We start from the raw sequence: 17165 nt of genomic DNA, 5'->3' as shown, positions 1-17165 counted from the left end.
CCTCTCACCAAAGGGGCGAGGGAATGGTTTGCACCCTCTCCCTTTCAGGGAGAGGGCTGGGGTGAGGGTGGTGTTGAAACTACGCCACCCGTCATTGTCTGCTGCACCTGCTGTTTATCCATATTCACCGCACTTAGCTTGCCGTTCACCGTTGGCTTCAGGGGCGCATTGGCCTGCACGCTGCCGCTGGCGGTGAGCTGAATATTGCCATCGCCCGCAATCGGCAGCGCAGGCCAGCCCCATTGTTGCAGCACGCTGAGCGGCACGCCGCGCCCGTTCAGGCTCACGGTCGCCTGACGCTGCGGAAGCTGTGAAACCGTTGCAGTTGCTTCAAGTATTCCTTTCTCGGTGAACGCGCTCAGGTCGGTAATATTCACCGTGGCGGCGTTGGCGTTCAGCGCCAGCGACGGACGACGCACGTCCACGCGGTTAAAGGTTGCCGCCGCGCCGTTCAGGGTTGCGCTGCCGCCCCACACGCCCCACTGGCGATCTTTCACCAGCTGTAAATTTGCGCCATAGCCGTCCAGGGAGGTGATCTGCCACGGGAAGGCAGGATCGATGTCGATCACCAGGTTGCGGCTCAGGCCGAATTTTTGCAGCGTGACGCTGTTCAGCCATTCCGGCAGAGGCTCCATCCACAGCGTTTTCCAGTTTTCGGGCAGGGTATACTCCAGCCCGGCGATGGCAACATCGTCCAGCACCAGCGCTTTGCCGTCGCGCAGCCAGTTACCGGAGGTACGCACCATGCCGCCTTCCCAGCGGGAGGTGAACTGGCGCAGCGCTATGCCCTGCGGAGAGAATTCCGCGTTCAGGATCGGGTCGAACAGATGCAGTGAGCCGTAGATGAACTCGCTGGCGTTCATGGACAGGCGACCCTCCTGGCTCTGCCAGTCGCCTTTGCTCAGCGTCAGGTTGCGCAGGCTCAAATCAAGGTCGGTTACCGCCCAGTCCGGGCCCTGCAGCCGGGCGTCGGTAACGTCCAGACGACCAATCTGCAGAGAAGGGATCGTCGTCAGCGGCGCGAAGAACGCCATCAGCGTTTTATCACTCTGCAGGCGGATCTCATTCAGACGCAGGGTATCGATAATCCAGCTTCCGTCGGCGTTGCGCAGGGCGGAGCCGGTAAGCGAGCCGCGGGCCATATCGGCACCAATGGTGTTCAGCACCACTTCCTTACCGTTAAGCTGGCCCTCGATCAGCACGTTGGTGGCCGGTACGCCGTTCAGGGTCAGCGAGCCAGCGCTCATCTGAATCTGCGCATTTTTACCCAGCACGTTGCCCGCTTCCGGCTGCCACGGGCTGACCCCGCCCGTCACCTTTTGCGCGCTCAGATCCCACTCGGTATTGGGGCTGTTGAACGCCATATTGCTCAGCTGCAGGCGATCCGCCTGGAAGGGCAGCGGCGCGGTTTGCGGGGAGAGATTCAGCGTGCCGTCGAACAGCGTAATGGTGTCCATATGCAGCGGATCGGTGAGCTGACGGCTGCTCAGGCCAATATCAACTTTTTTGGCAACCAGCGTGGCGGGTTTACCGTCCCGACCGAAGGTGACGTTTTCCAGAATGATGTGGGAAGGCGACGAAAAGCGGTGGTTCATTTTGTCGAAACTGAGTTCGTAGTCGGTATTTACCGTCACCCAGCTGCTGACCTGAGCCGCACCCCAGCGGGTCTGGAGCAGAATATAGAGCGCCAGCATCACAATGAGCAGGGCGACAAGAAGATAGACGAGTAGCTTTCCAATAAATTTCATGGTCTTCCATCCCGCAAAACGCACATAGAGGAGTTATGCACGATTTATGCGCAATCCTCAAGGCGGGAATGGTGTAATTAGATGTCACGGCAGGCATTGACTGCCTGCCGTGAGAGAAATCAGTTTTTCTCAGGCGGGAAAACGAGGTTCAGAACGATAGCGGTGATACCGCCCGCGGCAATGCCGGAAGAGAGCAGGTTTTTCACCCAGTCCGGGGCAAACTGCAGGATCAGCGGCTGCTGAGAAACCCCCAGACCGACGGCCAGCGACAGCGCGATAATCATGATTGCGCGGCGGTTCAGCGGCTCGCGGGAGACGATGCGCACGCCGGAAGCCGCGATAGTCCCGAACATGACCAGCGTTGCGCCGCCCAGCACTGGCTCAGGAATGTGCTGCACAAAGCCGCTCACCGCCGGGAACAGGCCGAGAACGATCAGCATCAGCGCTACCACGAAACCCACGTAGCGGCTGGCCACGCCGGTCAGCTGGATCACGCCGTTGTTCTGGCCGAAGCAGGAGTTCGGGAAGGTGTTGAATACCGCAGAGACAAACGAGTTCAGGCCGTTCGCCAGCACGCCGCCTTTCAGACGCTTCATATACAGCGGGCCGGATACCGGCTGCTCGGAGACGTCGGAGGTAGCGGTGATATCGCCGATGGTCTCCAGAGAGGTGATCATAAAGACCAGCATCAGCGGCAGGAGCAGGCCCCAGTCAATGCCCAGACCGTAATAGAGCGGCGTTGGGACGGTGATCAGCGCGCTGTTGGCCGGCGCGGTGTTCTCCGGCAGCATGCCCAGCGCCCACGCCAGCAGATAGCCTGCCGCCATGGCAATCACCAGCGAGGCGACGCGCAGGTAAGGGTTACGCTGACGGTTAAGCAGAATAATGATGGCCAGCACCACGCCTGCCAGCAGCAGGTTTTTCGGTGCGCCGAAGGTGTGGTCGCTCATTGCCGCATAACCGCCGCCGATGGACGTCAGGCCCACCTGAATCAGCGACAGTCCGATAATCATGACGACCACGCCGGAAACCAGCGGGGTAATGACGCGACGCGCCAGGTGCAGAACGCGGGAGATCACCATCTCCGTGCAGCTGGCCAGCATCAGCGTGCCGAAAAGCGCCGCCATCATGGTTGGAACATCCGCCCCACCGGTTTTCAGGGCCGTACCGCCCATGATCAGCGGCGCCACGAAGTTAAAGCTGGTGCCCTGAATCGACAATAATCCCGACCCCACCGGACCCCACGCTTTAATTTGAATAATCGAGGCCACGCCGGAGGCGAAAAGAGACATACTGATGATGTGCTGCGTGTCCTGCGCCGGTAAGCCGAGCGCCTGACAGATCAGCAGCGCCGGGGTGATCACCGCAACAAACATAGCCAGAAGATGCTGGCAGGCGGCGAAAAGCGTCTGCGGCAGCGGCGGGCGGTCTTCAAGGCGGTAAATCAGTTCGCTATTTTGCTTCTGCGCAACCGGTTGCGCATCGGGCGACTCTATGGTGTTAACGGACATCAGCGGCAATCCCACGGTGGAAAAGCGGGCATTTTATCTGACCACCTGGTAAAAGCAAACGATTGCCAGCAAAAAAAGACAAGAAAATCTGCCGATGTTCGCCTGAAATCAGGCGTTGGAGTAGCGTTCGGTTTCCGGCATCCAGCGCTCAATTAGCGCTGCCGCCTGTTCGGGGTAGCGTTCGTGAATATGGCGGGCGAGGCGCTGAACCTCGGGGATCATGGCCTGATCGCGCAATAGGTCCGCGACTTTGAATTCCGCATTCCCCGTCTGGCGCGTGCCCAGCAGTTCGCCCGGGCCGCGGATCTCCAGGTCTTTTTGCGCAATGACAAAACCGTCGTTGCTGTCGCGTAGCACCTGCAGCCGCATCTGGGCGGTTTTCGACAGCGGGGCTTTGTAGAGCAGTACGCAGTGGGACGCCACCGCGCCGCGGCCAACGCGCCCGCGAAGCTGGTGGAGCTGGGCAAGGCCCAGACGCTCCGGGTTTTCGATGATCATCAGGCTGGAATTCGGGACGTCCACGCCGACCTCGATCACCGTGGTGGCGATCAGCAGATGCAAATCACCCTGTTTAAACGACTGCATTACCGCCTGTTTTTCGGCGGGCTTCATGCGTCCGTGAACCAGGCCCACGTTCAATTCCGGCAGCGCCAGCTTGAGCTCTTCCCACGTGGCTTCTGCAGCCTGCGCTTCCAGCAGCTCGGACTCTTCAATCAGCGTACATACCCAGTAGGCCTGACGTCCTTCATGCGTGCAGGCGTTGCGCACGCGGTCGATGATATCGCTGCGACGCGTGTCGGGAATGGCAACCGTTGTGACCGGCGTACGCCCCGGCGGCAGCTCGTCGATGGTGGAGGTGTCCAGATCGGCGTAGGCCGTCATCGCCAGGGTGCGCGGAATGGGCGTGGCGGTCATGATCAGCTGATGCGGGTGGAAACCCTGTTGCAATCCTTTTTCCCACAGCGCCAGACGCTGGTGCACGCCAAAGCGGTGCTGCTCATCGATAATCACCAGCGCAAGGCCGTTAAACTGCACCTGCTCCTGGAAGATGGCATGCGTGCCGACAATCATCTGCACCTGTCCGCTGGCAATGGCGTCCTGCTGCGCCAGGCGCGCTTTGCCTTTTTGCTTGCCGGCAAGCCAGCCCACTTCAATGCCCAGCGGCGCAAACCAGGCGCGGAAGTTGTTGGCGTGCTGTTCGGCCAGCAGCTCGGTCGGCGCCATCAGCGCCACCTGTTTGCCGTGGGCGATCGCACGCAGGGCGGCCAGGGCGGCCACCAGCGTTTTACCGGAGCCCACGTCGCCCTGTACCAGGCGCATCATCGGCACGTCGAGCGCCATATCGCGTTCAATCTCGGCGGTGACGCGCGCCTGTGCGCCGGTGGGTTTAAACGGCAGCGAGGCCAGCAGCTTATCTTTGAGCTCATCGCGCGGGCTTAAGGGCTGGGCATGGAAACGCTGCGCGCCCGCGCGAAGCGCCAGCATGCTCAGGTTATGTGCCAGCAATTCCTCAAGGATAAGACGCTGTTGGGCAGGGTGTTTGCCGCTTTCTAAATCGCTGAGCTGCAGCGTTGGCGGCGGGCGGTGCAGGGTACGCAGCGCCTCGGGCAGGCTCATCATCCCCTGCGCCAGCTCGGGCGGCAGCAGCTCGGTAATGGCGCAGGTATCCAGCAGCTCCAGCGCCTGATCGGTGAGTTTACGCAGCGTCGCCTGCTTGATGCCTTCCGTCGTCGGGTAAACCGGAGTGAGCGTCTCCTGCAGCTCCGGCGTGCTGAGATCGCCCTGTACCCGGTACTCCGGGTGGATCATCTCTGCGCCGTACTTCCCGCGTTTGGCCTCGCCATAGGCCAGCACCCTGCGGCCCGTCGCCAGGCTGTTTTTCATCGCCGCGTTGAAGTTGAAAAAACGCATGGTGAGAATGCCGGTGCCGTCGCTTATCTGGCAGGTCATCATCCGGCGTCCGCCGAAGGTGATATTGCAGCTCAGGACTTCGCCTTCAACGGTGGCGTAAATGGCGGGAAGGAGATCGCCAATCTTATAGAGCTGAGTACGGTCTTCGTAACGCAGGGGGAGGTGAAGCAGGAGATCCTGCACGGTGTGCAGGCCAATTTTTGCCAGCTTATTGCTTTGCGCCGCGCCCACGCCCGTCAGGCTATTGAGCGGGATGGCATCCAGCAGGCGGCCTTTCATCGCTTACCCGGCGTACTGCATGGTGGCCCACCACTCGGCATCGGCTTCAATTTCGCCCTGCGCGTTGACGTGGGGGTAAGGCAATTTTTTCTGCTTCGCAACGCGAGCCAGCACCGGATAACCACCTTCAAACAGCAGGCGTTGCTGTTCCTCTTCCGGTAGCATGCTGTTGCTGCGCTCGTACATCCCGGCGTTCTGACGCTGGCGCTGCGCTTCATACAGAATGAGCGCGGAGGCCACAGAGACATTCAGAGACTGAACCATGCCGGTCATCGGAATGATGATGTCCCGATCCGCCAGATCCAGCGCTTCCTGGGTGATCCCCGTTTTCTCCTGGCCCATCAGAATGCAGGTCGGGCGGGTGTAGTCGATCTCGCGGAAATCTACGGCTTTAGCGGACAGGTTAGTTGCAAGGATCTGCATCCCGCGCCCTTTCAGGTGCGAGACGGCTTCACCAATGGTGTGATGATTTTTGACAGACACCCAGCTGTTGCTGCCTGCCGCCGCCGAGACCGTATTGCGCATACGGCCGTCCGGCCAGACGGCGTGCACTTCATGCACACCGACGGCATCTGCGGTACGGACGATAGCAGAGACGTTATGAGGTTTATGCACCTGCTCCATGCAGACCGTCAGGTCAGGCTGACGCCTGGCGAGCATGTCGCATATACGCGCGTAACGTTTTGAATTCATACCACTAGTTTCGGTTACGGGTGACTTTAATCACGTCCGGCATGACGCGGATCTTGCGCATAATATTCGCCAGATGCACGCGGTCGCGGGCGGTCAGACGAATAAAGGCGCTGTACACGCGGCCATCTTTTTCTTCCGTATTCAGGCTTTGAATATTGGAAGAGGCCGTGTTGATTGCTGCCGTCAGATTCGCCAGGGCACCCTGGTGGTTGAACATATCCACCTTAATTTCGGTGATAAATTCCTGTGCGGTCTCTTTATCCCACTCGACCGCCATAAACTTCTCGGCTTCTTTCTGGTAGCCGCGAATGTTTCGACAGGACTCGTGGTGGATAACCAGCCCTTTACCCGGGCTGACGTGCGCAATAATCGGGTCGCCAGGAATTGGGCGGCAACATTTTGCGAACGTGATAAGCACGCCGTCCGCGCCTTTAATCGGCAGATGTCCGTGGCTTTGCGTCGTGGCAGGCACCGCTGTTGTGTCGCCTTGCTGCAGGTTCTTCGCCACCACCACGCTCATGGCGTTGCCGAGGCCAATCTCAGCCAGCAGGTCGTCAAGCGAGGCGAGCTTCATGCGCTCCAGCTCACGCTGGATGTTTTCCTGCGGGATTTCGGCCAGCTTGCGGCTGCCACCCAACGCGTGGTTGAGCAGACGACGCCCCAGGCTGACGGAATCATCACGCTTGAGGTTTTTCAGCAGCTGGCGAATTTTAGCGCGCGCTTTGGAGCTCACGACAAAGTTCAGCCAGGCCGCGTTCGGACGTGCGCCCGGCGCGGTAATGATTTCCACCGTCTGGCCGCTGGAGAGCGGCTGAGACAGCGGATAAGGTTGTCTGTCGACGCGAGCGCCCACGCAGGCATGCCCGATATCGGTATGCACGGCGTAAGCGAAGTCGACCGGCGTCGCGCCCGCAGGCAGTTCGACAATACGACCTTCTGGGGTGAAAACGTAAATCTCATCCGGGAAGAGATCGGATTTCACGCTCTCGATAAATTCAAACGAGCTGCCCGCACTCTGCTGAAGCTCCAGCAGGCTCTGCATCCAGCGCTGGGCGCGGATTTGTGCGGTCGTGCTGCTTTCGCCACCGTGCTCTTTATAGGCCCAGTGCGCGGCAACACCCATCTCCGCCATCTGGTCCATGTCTTCGGTGCGAATTTGTACTTCAACCGGCACGCCGTGTGGCCCAATCATCGAGGTGTGCAAAGATTGATAGCCGTTCGCTTTTGGAATGGCGATGTAATCTTTCATGCGACCCGGACGCGGTTTATACAGGCTGTGCATCTGCCCCAGCACGCGATAGCACGTGTCGGCGTCGTGGACGATCACGCGGAACGCGTAGATATCCATGATCGAGTGAAAACGCTGCTCTTTGAGCACCATTTTGCAGTAAATGGAGTACAGGTGTTTTTCGCGACCGCTGACGCGGCACGGGATCCCCGCTTCCTGTAAGCGCCCTTCAATCTCAGAGAGGATCTTCTGAATCATCTCTTTACGGTTACCGCGTGCGGCTTTCACCACCTCTTTAATCACGCGATAGCGGTTCGGGTACAGCGCTTCAAAACCCAGCTCTTCCAGCTCGGTTTTAATGTGATGAATACCTAAACGGTGCGCCAGCGGGCTGTAGATTTCGAGGGTTTCACGGGCAATGCGGCGACGTTTGTCCGGGCGAAGTGAGCCCAGCGTGCGCATGTTGTGGGTACGGTCAGCGAGTTTGATGAGAATGACGCGGATATCCTGCACCATCGCCATAATCATCTTGCGGAAGTTTTCGGCTTGCGCCTCTTTCTTGTCGCGGAAATTCAGCTTATCAAGCTTAGAGACCCCTTCCACCAGTTCGGCAACGCTTTTGCCAAACAGCTGTTCCATGTCCTGGTAAGTGGCTGGGGTATCTTCAATCACGTCGTGCAGCAGAGCGGCCATTAGCGTTTCGTGGTCGAGTTTCATCTCGGCCAGAATACAGGCCACCGCTACCGGGTGCGTGATATAGGGTTCACCGCTTGAACGTGTCTGGCCCTCGTGAGCGTCACGTGCAACGAGATACGCCTGCTGAAGACGCTTAATCTGGTCTTCAGGCAGGTAGGTTTGAATCAGTTGATTCAGGCTTTCAAACAGATACAAGGGCGACCCGCAGGTTTAATTAACGACGACCTTCAGCAATAGCGGTTACGGCCTGCAGTTCTGCGGCTTCCTGCTCTTGCTGCTCCTGGCGCTCACGCACGTCGAGGATCTGGTTGTTGATCAGACCTTCTTCGATTTCGCGAAGTGCAATAACGGTGGTTTTATCGTTTTCTTCCGGTACCAGCGGATCTTTACCGCCTACCTGCATCTGACGAGCGCGACGCGCGGCGACCAGCACCAGGTCAAAACGGTTACCAATTTTCTCTACAGCGTCCTGAACAGTTACGCGTGCCATACTTAAAATGCTCCACAGGTGAAGAAATGACTGGGCATGATACTGAAAGTGGGTTCAGTCTGCCAACAGTTTGGTGATTAATGCGTCATGTCGCTGCTTCTGGCGGCTCATACGCAGACGTTCTGCGCGAAGAATGGTTTTGAGATCGCTCAGCGCGGCATCAAAATCATCATTCACAATAAGGTAATCATATTCCGCGTAATGGCTCATTTCTGCAACAGCCTGTTCCATACGCTTTGCGATGACTTCTTCGCTGTCCTGACCGCGGCCACGCAGGCGGCGATCGAGCTCATCTTTCGATGGCGGTAAAATAAAGATACTGCGCGAGTCAGGCATTTTCTTGCGAATTTGCTGCGCGCCCTGCCAGTCGATATCCAGGAACACGTTTACGCCGGTTGCCAGAACCTGCTCAATGGTTTCACGCGAGGTGCCGTAGTAGTTACCGAACACTTCAGCATGTTCAAGAAACGCGTCTCTGCCGATCATCGCTCTGAACTCGTCGTGATCCACAAAGAAATAGTGTTCACCGTGCACTTCACCTGGACGCGGCGCTCGCGTGGTGTGAGAAACAGAAACCTGTGTGTCGTACAACGGTTGGGTTTTTAACAGTGCCTGAATAAGGCTGGATTTACCCGCGCCACTAGGGGCAGAAACAATATAAAGCGTGCCTTGAGCCATGAGAGTCTTTTGTATGTGTTAGCGAAGAAGTCCTACATACGGGCTTATTATACACGTCACCGCCGTGTGACGTAGCCTTTGTCACACTTTTTCCCCTGGATTATTGAATTTTGCGTACCGTTTTCAGGTTTTATCTGTGGTTTACAGCAACAAAAAAGAAATACCGGATGGCACCTCGCGCGGTGAAACGTTGTCGTTAGCGTTGTTTTAGACATCGCGGTATATCTCCTGCAACACAAAGGAGGGGTAGCGATGTGGCGATGGATAAGCGGGTTAATGCTGTTGTGGTGTGGCTATGGCGCGGCGGTGTGTCCGGTGTGGTCGCAGGCCAAAGCAGAGAAAGAAATCGCGTCGTTAAGCGCGCAAATCAAACGCTGGGATGAGGCTTACTGGAAGCAGGGCGTGAGTGAGGTCAATGACGAGATCTATGACCAGCTTAACGGGCGGCTAACGCAGTGGCAGCGCTGCTTTGGTACCGATCTTCCTGAGAATACCCTTCCTGCGCTGACGGGCAACGTAAAACATCCTGTCGCCCATACGGGAGTTCATAAAGCTGCCAGCAAAGAAGCACTTTATCAGTGGATGCGCGGCCGGGACAATCTCTGGATGCAGCCAAAAGTCGACGGCGTAGCGGTAACTCTGGTTTATCGCGACGGAAAGCTAACCCAGGCCATTAGCCGTGGAAATGGGCTAAAAGGCGAGGACTGGACTGCGCAAGTACGCTTAATTCCTTCAGTGCCTCAAGAGGTGTCCGGCGTGCTGGCAAACAGCGTCTTGCAGGGAGAGCTTTTTTGGTTGCGTGACAATCACATTCAGCAGCAGATGGGCGGCATGAATGCGCGCGCAAAAGTGGCGGGAGCGATGATGCGACAAAAGGACAACACGCTTCTGAACCAGACAGGGATATTTATCTGGGCCTGGCCGGACGGGCCAAAAGACATGCAAAACAGGTTGTCTGAGCTTTCCAGGGCCGGATTTTCTCTGACGGCACGCTATACCCTGCCGGTTGAAACCGTTGATGCCGTCGAAAAACAGCGTTCGGCATGGCAAAACACCGCATTACCCTTTGCCACGGATGGCATTGTGGTTAGGTCTGCAGACGCACCCCCTGGTGAAAATTGGTTGCCCGGAGAAGGCAACTGGGTCGTCGCGTGGAAATATCCTCCTGCGGCACGGGTCACTGAGGTAAGCGATATTCATTTTACCGTGGGGCGAACCGGCAAAATTTCCGTTGTTGCGGCGCTGGAACCTGTACAGCTGGATGATAAACAGGTGCAGCGGGTGAGTCTGGGCTCGGTGGGGCGCTGGCAGAGGCTGGATATTGCCCCGGGCGATCAGATACAGGTCAGCCTGGCCGGGCAGGGTATTCCCCGGTTTGATAGGGTGGTCTGGCGGGGGATGGACAGGCATAAAGCCGTGTCTCCGGCCTCGCGTTATCATGCTCTTAGCTGTTTTTATGCTTCGCCGGATTGCATGGAGCAGTTCTTTGCCAGGCTGACGTGGCTCAGCTCAAAGCAGGTATTTAATATTGAAGGATTAGGCGAGTCAGGATGGCGAACCCTCTGGCAGGCGCATCGCTTTGAACATCTCTTCTCATGGCTGTTATTAACCCAGTCTCAGCTGCAGGCGACACCCGGATTTTCTTCAGCGCGCGGGCTGGCGCTCTGGCATCGATTTAATCTGGTGCGTGAGCAGCCGTTTATCCGCTGGCTCATAGCGCTCGGCGTTCCGCTGACGCAGGCTTCGCTGAAGGCGATGGGTGACCTATCGTGGCAGGAGATGAGCGGGCGTAACGCAAGGGACTGGCAGACCTTGCCGGGAACGGGAGAGGAGAAGGCCAGGCAAATTGTTAACTGGATACACGCGCCAGAAATTGATGTGCTGGTCAGGTGGCTTGCTCAGCAGCACATCAACGGGTTCTGAAATCAGTGTGCGCTGTGCTTGTAGTGAAAAACGGGAAGCCCGAGCTTCAGACGCAGCGCAAGCATGCGGGCCGTAAAGCCAAACAGCAGCGTGGAGATGACCACCACATCCTGGTTAGAAACGTAATGCTGCAGGGCGATATAGAGCACCGCTGCAGCAAAGGAGATGCCCGCATACAGTTCTTTCTGGAAAACCAGGGGAATACGTTTGCAGAACATATCGCGCAGCACACCACCGAACACCCCCGTGACTACGGCAGCAATGGTGGCGATGACCGGCCCTTCGCCCATATCGAGCGCGATTTGCGCGCCGATGATCGAAAAGACGATCAGCCCCAGCGCATCAAGCACCAGGAACAGGCGGCGCAGGTGGGGCATAACGGGCGCCACAATGGTCGTTAATACGGCCGCCGTCGCCACGATAATCACATACTCAGGGTGTTTCACCCAGCCGAGCGGGTAATGACCCAGCAGGATATCGCGCACGGAGCCGCCGCCCAGCGCGGTTGCTGTGGCAATAATGATCACGCCGAAGGTGTCCATCCGGCGACGCCCGGCGGCCAGTGCGCCGGTCATGGCTTCTGCGGTGATACCAATGAGATAAAGAATGTGAAGCAGCATATATCCTCCGGTGTGAACGCGAGGAGGTTAGCGATTTGTGCGCACGATCACGATTGAAATTTTCTAAGGTGAGTCATTTGGGATAAATTTAACTAATGAATTCATTTCGCCATGATGTGCGCTAATGCCTTGTTTTCTAATGTAGATTGCCTTTCTTTTAAGGTGCGGCCATGACGTTTTTGGCGCAGCTCTGGCTTATAAAAAGTAATCTTTAATGCGCGAAAGACTTTTTATAACAATATACTCGATAATGAATTTATTAAATAAACAATTAATAAGAGTTGGCTACAATAAAAACGATTCCTTAATTATTTATTATGTGAATTATTTATAACCTTTTATTGCAATGAAAATATCTTTTAGACAAAATATGCGCCCTTTTTGATTAAAAAACATCCTACATGATTAAGTGTCTGATTAAGTTATTTATTATTACAGCGGCATTAACCAGCACCAGCGTTTTTGCCGTCAATTGCCAGCGCGCCGCAACGCCGCTGCAGAATACAATTTGTAATAATGCCAATCTGCACTGGCTGGATGACACCATGACGAACGTCTACCGGGCGATGCTGGTTTATCGTGATGCCGGGCAGGTGCATCAGGAGTTTGAGGCATGGGAGAAGTCGCTCAGTGAGTGTGCCTCAGACGACTGTATTGAGCGCGCTTACTACACCGGCATCAGCAGGATTGCTGACGTGCCGTCTGACTTCTCCTGGGAGGGGCGCTGGTGGAATACCAGTGCCGCCAACGTCAGCGGCGGTGTGATCCAGTTCAGCCATAGTGCGGACTGGTCAATCATTGCTGATATACGTATCTGGGCGGGATTGAATAAAGATGAATTCACCGCAGAAGCCCGAAAATTAAACGGTATGGTGCTGATCGATAATATGGTCGACAGCAAGCATTGTAAGGTGCTGTTTATTCCGCGGATAAGCGGCGCTATACAGGCATACAGCAATGCGGACTGGGGTTGCCGTCTGTTGATGCCCAGCGGCGCGTTTATTGATGGCCGCTATGTGAAGTCCGACCAGGATCCGCGACCGAAAGCGACCCTGCAGTCGCTGGAGATCTTCCGGGATGCGAAGGTAGACGAACGCTTCCGTGCGCTGGTGGGTGACGAGTACCAAAAGTTTGTGGATACCGCCAATATTTATATCTATCAGGACGATATTGATAACATCGGCGCAACGGTCGTATCAATGTGGGTTCGCGGCGCCGCCAATACGCGTACGGCGATTATTATGTACACCGCTAACGACATCTGGGCGGCGCGGATTGAGCCTGACGATAAGGGCAAGCTGGCGTTTTCCTACTTCAGTACACAGGGTAACGATACGGCTAAAATGCCGCGTACCCTGGCGGAATGGAAATTGCGCTACCTGTCTCAGTAAATCAGGCGAGCGTGCCCACCACGTTAAGATCGGCGTCATCCGGCACTTCATTGTAGGAAAGCACGTGTAGCCCGCTGGCAAACAGCCTTCCGTAGCGCGAGATGACCGGCCGCAGCTGTGGCGTGACCAGCAGCAGCGGCGGCAAGCCTTTCGCTTTCATCTGCTCATAAATCATCGGCATCGTATTTTGCAGCTGGGTCAGGATATTCGGGTCAACCGGAAAGCTGTCCAGCGCCACTTTTCCTGCCTGCTGCGCCTGGTTGAGCGCGTTCAGCAGCATGTTTTCCAGCTGGCTATCGATGGTGTAGGCCGCCAGCTGCGGACGCTCGCCGTTGATGCTGTGAACGATAGCGCGACGCAGCGCGTAGCGCACATCTGAGGTGAGCAGTATCGGATCTTTTGTCACCGCCGAACTTTCAAGCAGCGTTGACGCGATGGTGACGATATCCTTGAGCGACACCTGCTCCAGCAGCAGCTGACGGTAAACGCGCAGCAGCTGGCTGTAGTTGAGCGCGGCGCTTAAATCTTCTGCAAGCTTCGGTGCCTGCTGCGCCAGGCGGGCATGAAGATGGGTAATGTCGTCGTAGTTAAACAGCTCCGGCAGATGTTCGCGGGCGACTTTATTAATATGGGTTGCCACCACGCTGGCGCAATCCACCACCTGATAGCCAAGGTTCAGCGCCTTCGCTTTCTGCTCCGGGTCAATCCATACAATTGCCATCCCGTAGGCGGGGTCGGTGTCCAGCACCCCGTCGATTTCACCGTACAGTTCGGTACCGGGGATCGCCATCAGCTTGTCGGCGTTAACATCCCCTATCGCCGTGCGGATGCCGTTAATATGAATGGCGTACTGCGCAGGCTTGAGGCGGAAGTTCTCGCGGATGCGAATTTCAGGCAATAGCACGCCGCATAGCTCAGAGATCACCTGGCGCACCCCGCGCACGCGTAGCGACAGCGGGCTGCCCCTGGATTCATCAACCAAAGAGACCAGCTTATAGCCCAGATTCAGGCCTATCGGCTCTACCAGCGGAATGCTGTCCCAGGTAATCGGCGGGTTGGCGTCAGGTGCCAGCGCGTCGTTGATGGCCTCCATGTCCGTCTCTTGCGGCGCAGGTTGCACCGCCTTGCTTTGTCGCCAGGCGGCAAATAGCAGCAGAGCGGTAAAGCTCAGGAAGGCAATGTGCGGCATACCCGGCACGACCGCGAGGATAAACATCACGAATGCGGCGGTGTACAGCACCCTCGGTTTGGACAGCAGCTGGCCTTTAATTTCGTCGCTGATGTCGTTACCTTCACTGACGCGGGTAACGATGATGGCGGCGGCGGTGGCCAGCAGCAGCGACGGAATCTGGGCGACCAGGCCGTCACCAATCGTCAACAATACGTACTGGCGAAACGCATGGCTGGCATCCAGATCGTATTTAAAGATACCGATACAGATACCGCCGATCACGTTGATGATCAGCACCATGATGCCGGCGATGGCGTCACCGCGCACAAACTTCGAGGCACCGTCCATCGCGCCGTAGAAGTCCGCTTCTTTCGCCACTTCCTGACGACGCGCTCGCGCCTGTTGCTGATTGATGAGCCCCGCATTCATATCGGCGTCGATCGCCATCTGTTTGCCCGGCAGCGCGTCCAGCGTAAAGCGCGCGGAGACTTCTGAAATACGTTCCGCCCCCTTGGTGACCACTACAAAGTTAATGATCATCAGGATGATAAACACCACGAAGCCGACGACGAAGTCGCCGCCGATCACCACCTGACCGAAGGCTTCAATGACCTTACCGGCCGCTCCTTCACCCAGATGACCGTTCAGCAACACGACGCGCGTCGAGGCCACGTTCAGCGTCAGGCGCATCAGCGTGGTAATCAGCAGCAGGGTCGGGAAAACGGCAAAATCCAGCGGACGCTGCATGTTTACCGCCACCAGCAGCACGACGACCGCCAGCACGATATTGAATGTAAACAGGATGTCCAGCATCAGCGGCGACAGCGGTAGGATAACCATCGCCAGCACGCAGAGAAGCAGGACAGGCACCGCAACTTGCCCCTTGCGGAGCACGCTCAGCACGTTGTGCAACTTACTGTTCGCCATTGGCTTTTAATACCTCTTGAGGAATATCAATGTGCCTGTTCAGGCGGGGTTTTTGCTCAACGCGACCCTCGCGCCAGGATTTGAGCTGCATGACGTAGGTCAGCACGTGAGCGATGGCGCGAAACAGCTGCGCCGGAATTTGTTGATTAACGCGGGTGGTGTAGTACACCGCGCGCGCCAGCGGCGGGAATTCCACCACTTCGATGCTGTGGCTGGCACCCACTTCACGGATCCACAGCGCCACGTCGTCGATGCCTTTCGCAACGATATACGGCGCTTCCGCCTTCTGCGGGTCGTATTTCAGCGCCACCGCGTAGTGGGTTGGGTTAGTGAGGATGACGTCGGCGGTGGGCACGGTTCGCGAGATCTGCCCCATCGCCATCTGGCGCTGTAGCTGGCGAATACGCCCTTTAATCTGCGGATTACCGTCGTTGTTCTTGTACTCTTCTTTCACCTCCTGCTTGGTCATGCGCATCTTTTTGGTGAACATAAACTTGCTCAGCGGCACGTCAAGCAGGGCAAAAATAACGATAACGGCGACAAAATAGCTGACAACGTGATGGAAAATAGAGAAACCGTGCGTGATCGCCTGGTTCAGGTACAGCCGCTGCAGGTGCAGAAGATCGCCCATCTGGCTATGTACCATCGTGTAAAGCACGGCGAGGATGGTCGCGCATTTGAGCAGCATTTTGCCGACTTCCGCGTAATGGCTGGCGGAAAACATGCGCTTGATGCCGCTTATCGGGCTGAGCTTTTTAAAGTCCGGCTTGAGCTTCGTCGGGGTAAATATCCAGCCGCCCGGCACCAGGCTGGCCACGATGCAGGCCAGGGGAATCGGGGTTAACGTAGCGATAAAGCGCAGCAGCACGCTCAGGTTGAGCATCAGGAACTGGTTCAAAATGGTCGGGTTATCAAGATCCTGCGCCATCGTGCCGGCGGCGGCGAACGACTCGACGATCAGCTGTCGGTAATAGGGCAAGAACGTCGCCAGAGTGAAGAAGGACGCCATCAGCCCGACGGCCATGGTCAGATCTTTTGAACGGGGAATATCCCCCTTTTCCCGCGCTTTGCGCAGCTTCCCGGGGGTGGGTTTTTCGCTTTTATCGCCGCCGGAGGCCATCACTGCACCCTTATGGCGTCGAGTTTCGCCAGGATTTCATTGGTCAGATTGAGATAGTGATCCGGAATGTTGGTCACCAGCATTGAAATACACAGCAGCCCAAACAGCATGCTGATAGGGAACCCGAGCGAGAACAGGTTTAGCGTCGGAGATACCCGGTTAAGCAGGCCGAAGCCGCCCTGCACGATCAGCATCACGAAGGTGGTCGGCAGCGCAATCAGCGTTGCGGAGGCCATAATCCAGCCCAGACCCTGAACGACCAGCATGAGCGACGGCTGGTTAATGGCCTGCCCGATGGGCCAATAGCTGAAACCCTTGAACAGAATGGTCACCAGCAGCAAATGCCCGTCCATAATGAAAAACAGCAGGCCGCAGAAGATATAGATAATCTGTGAGATAACCGTAGTGGAGCTTCCGTTGACCGGGTCGTTCATCATCGCCATCCCGAGCCCCATGTTCATCGACAGAATATGCCCGGCCGTTTGAAGCGCCACGAACACCAGCTGCAGCGCCGTGGCGAAGACAAACCCCCACAGCAGCTGTTCACCAATCAGCAAAATACTGCGCAGGGAAATCAGTTCGTTTAGCACCACGTTATGCGGCAGCATCGGCGTAATGATGATAGCCAGCGCCAGCGCGGTGCCGATTTTGATGCGTCGGGAAAAGACGCGGTTATCGAGCACTGGCGCAAACTGTAAAAAGGCGAGGATGCGGAAGAAGGGCAGCACCAGCGCCATGACCGGCGTCCACAGCGCCTGAATATCGATTTCCATGACGCC

Annotated in this window: 13 protein-coding genes; 2 read left to right on the top strand and 11 right to left on the bottom strand. The window is 56.9% G+C overall.

The genetic code is table 11. The features are described from left to right. Positions 1–44: 44 nt before the first annotated feature. From M2433_RS15895 to gmk, 7 genes are all read right to left on the bottom strand, one after another. The gene (locus M2433_RS15895) at positions 45–1748 is read right to left on the bottom strand and encodes an AsmA family protein (RefSeq protein WP_429055346.1); all 1704 of its coding nucleotides are present in this window, start codon (positions 1746–1748) and stop codon (positions 45–47) included. A 119-nt stretch (positions 1749–1867) separates the two neighbouring features. Next, the gene (gene xanP / locus M2433_RS15890) at positions 1868–3259 is read right to left on the bottom strand and encodes a xanthine/proton symporter XanP (RefSeq protein ID WP_429055347.1); all 1392 of its coding nucleotides are present in this window, start codon (positions 3257–3259) and stop codon (positions 1868–1870) included. A 108-nt stretch (positions 3260–3367) separates the two neighbouring features. Then, a complete protein-coding gene (gene recG, locus M2433_RS15885; RefSeq protein WP_429055348.1) occupies positions 3368–5449 on the bottom strand; it encodes an ATP-dependent DNA helicase RecG in 2082 nt (693 codons plus the stop codon). A gap of 3 nt (positions 5450–5452) precedes the next feature. After that, the gene (trmH, locus tag M2433_RS15880; protein ID WP_429055350.1) at positions 5453–6142 is read right to left on the bottom strand and encodes a tRNA (guanosine(18)-2'-O)-methyltransferase TrmH; all 690 of its coding nucleotides are present in this window, start codon (positions 6140–6142) and stop codon (positions 5453–5455) included. A 4-nt stretch (positions 6143–6146) separates the two neighbouring features. Further along, the gene (gene spoT, locus M2433_RS15875; protein ID WP_429055352.1) at positions 6147–8261 is read right to left on the bottom strand and encodes a bifunctional GTP diphosphokinase/guanosine-3',5'-bis pyrophosphate 3'-pyrophosphohydrolase; all 2115 of its coding nucleotides are present in this window, start codon (positions 8259–8261) and stop codon (positions 6147–6149) included. 19 nt (positions 8262–8280) lie between these two features. Beyond that, complete coding sequence (gene rpoZ / locus M2433_RS15870) at positions 8281–8556, bottom strand: DNA-directed RNA polymerase subunit omega (RefSeq protein WP_000135058.1); 276 nt, start codon at positions 8554–8556, stop codon at positions 8281–8283. A 54-nt stretch (positions 8557–8610) separates the two neighbouring features. Further along, on the bottom strand, positions 8611–9234 hold the full coding sequence (gene gmk / locus M2433_RS15865) for a guanylate kinase (RefSeq protein WP_010426438.1): 624 nt from the start codon (positions 9232–9234) through the stop codon (positions 8611–8613). Between the two features lie 252 nt (positions 9235–9486). On the opposite strand from gmk, the gene ligB reads away from it, so the two are divergent. Then, the gene (gene ligB, locus M2433_RS15860) at positions 9487–11157 is read left to right on the top strand and encodes an NAD-dependent DNA ligase LigB (protein WP_429055376.1); all 1671 of its coding nucleotides are present in this window, start codon (positions 9487–9489) and stop codon (positions 11155–11157) included. A 2-nt stretch (positions 11158–11159) separates the two neighbouring features. Here ligB and M2433_RS15855 read toward each other — a convergent pair whose 3' ends face one another. Then, on the bottom strand, positions 11160–11777 hold the full coding sequence (locus tag M2433_RS15855) for a trimeric intracellular cation channel family protein (protein WP_047347516.1): 618 nt from the start codon (positions 11775–11777) through the stop codon (positions 11160–11162). 545 nt (positions 11778–12322) lie between these two features. On the opposite strand from M2433_RS15855, the gene M2433_RS15850 reads away from it, so the two are divergent. Continuing rightward, complete coding sequence (locus tag M2433_RS15850) at positions 12323–13168, top strand: hypothetical protein (RefSeq protein WP_429055378.1); 846 nt, start codon at positions 12323–12325, stop codon at positions 13166–13168. Position 13169: 1 nt separating this feature from the next. Here M2433_RS15850 and M2433_RS15845 read toward each other — a convergent pair whose 3' ends face one another. The 3 genes from M2433_RS15845 to fliR are packed head-to-tail and all read right to left on the bottom strand — an operon-like array spanning position 13170 to position 17159. Beyond that, entirely contained in the window at positions 13170–15266 is a 2097-nt protein-coding gene (locus M2433_RS15845) for a flagellar biosynthesis protein FlhA (protein ID WP_429055379.1), read from the bottom strand. Next, complete coding sequence (gene flhB, locus M2433_RS15840; RefSeq protein WP_429055380.1) at positions 15253–16389, bottom strand: flagellar biosynthesis protein FlhB; 1137 nt, start codon at positions 16387–16389, stop codon at positions 15253–15255. Before flhB ends, M2433_RS15845 begins: the two co-directional genes overlap by 14 nt. After that, positions 16386–17159 carry a flagellar biosynthetic protein FliR gene (gene fliR / locus M2433_RS15835; protein ID WP_429055381.1) on the bottom strand — a complete coding sequence of 258 codons (774 nt, stop codon included), beginning with the start codon at positions 17157–17159 and terminating at the stop codon, positions 16386–16388. The genes flhB and fliR overlap by 4 nt, the downstream gene beginning before the upstream one ends. Between the last annotated feature and the right edge of the window lie 6 nt (positions 17160–17165).

This window comes from Enterobacter sp. AC1 (assembly GCF_050434705.1).
Lineage (GTDB): Bacteria > Pseudomonadota > Gammaproteobacteria > Enterobacterales > Enterobacteriaceae > Enterobacter > Enterobacter cloacae_L.
The sequence above is the reverse complement of the archived record's forward strand: the minus strand, read 5'-3'. Positions and strand labels throughout refer to the sequence as shown.

Coding starts and splice junctions, on each gene's coding strand:
- ligB (WP_429055376.1), top strand. CDS start 9,487: ATGTGGCGATGGATAAGCGGGTTAATGCTGTTGTGGTGTGGCTATGGC.
- fliR (WP_429055381.1), bottom strand. CDS start 17,159: ATGGAAATCGATATTCAGGCGCTGTGGACGCCGGTCATGGCGCTGGTG.
- M2433_RS15855 (WP_047347516.1), bottom strand. CDS start 11,777: ATGCTGCTTCACATTCTTTATCTCATTGGTATCACCGCAGAAGCCATG.
- recG (WP_429055348.1), bottom strand. CDS start 5,449: ATGAAAGGCCGCCTGCTGGATGCCATCCCGCTCAATAGCCTGACGGGC.
- xanP (WP_429055347.1), bottom strand. CDS start 3,259: ATGTCCGTTAACACCATAGAGTCGCCCGATGCGCAACCGGTTGCGCAG.
- rpoZ (WP_000135058.1), bottom strand. CDS start 8,556: ATGGCACGCGTAACTGTTCAGGACGCTGTAGAGAAAATTGGTAACCGT.
- M2433_RS15845 (WP_429055379.1), bottom strand. CDS start 15,266: ATGGCGAACAGTAAGTTGCACAACGTGCTGAGCGTGCTCCGCAAGGGG.
- gmk (WP_010426438.1), bottom strand. CDS start 9,234: ATGGCTCAAGGCACGCTTTATATTGTTTCTGCCCCTAGTGGCGCGGGT.
- M2433_RS15895 (WP_429055346.1), bottom strand. CDS start 1,748: ATGAAATTTATTGGAAAGCTACTCGTCTATCTTCTTGTCGCCCTGCTC.
- trmH (WP_429055350.1), bottom strand. CDS start 6,142: ATGAATTCAAAACGTTACGCGCGTATATGCGACATGCTCGCCAGGCGT.
- M2433_RS15850 (WP_429055378.1), top strand. CDS start 12,323: ATGACGAACGTCTACCGGGCGATGCTGGTTTATCGTGATGCCGGGCAG.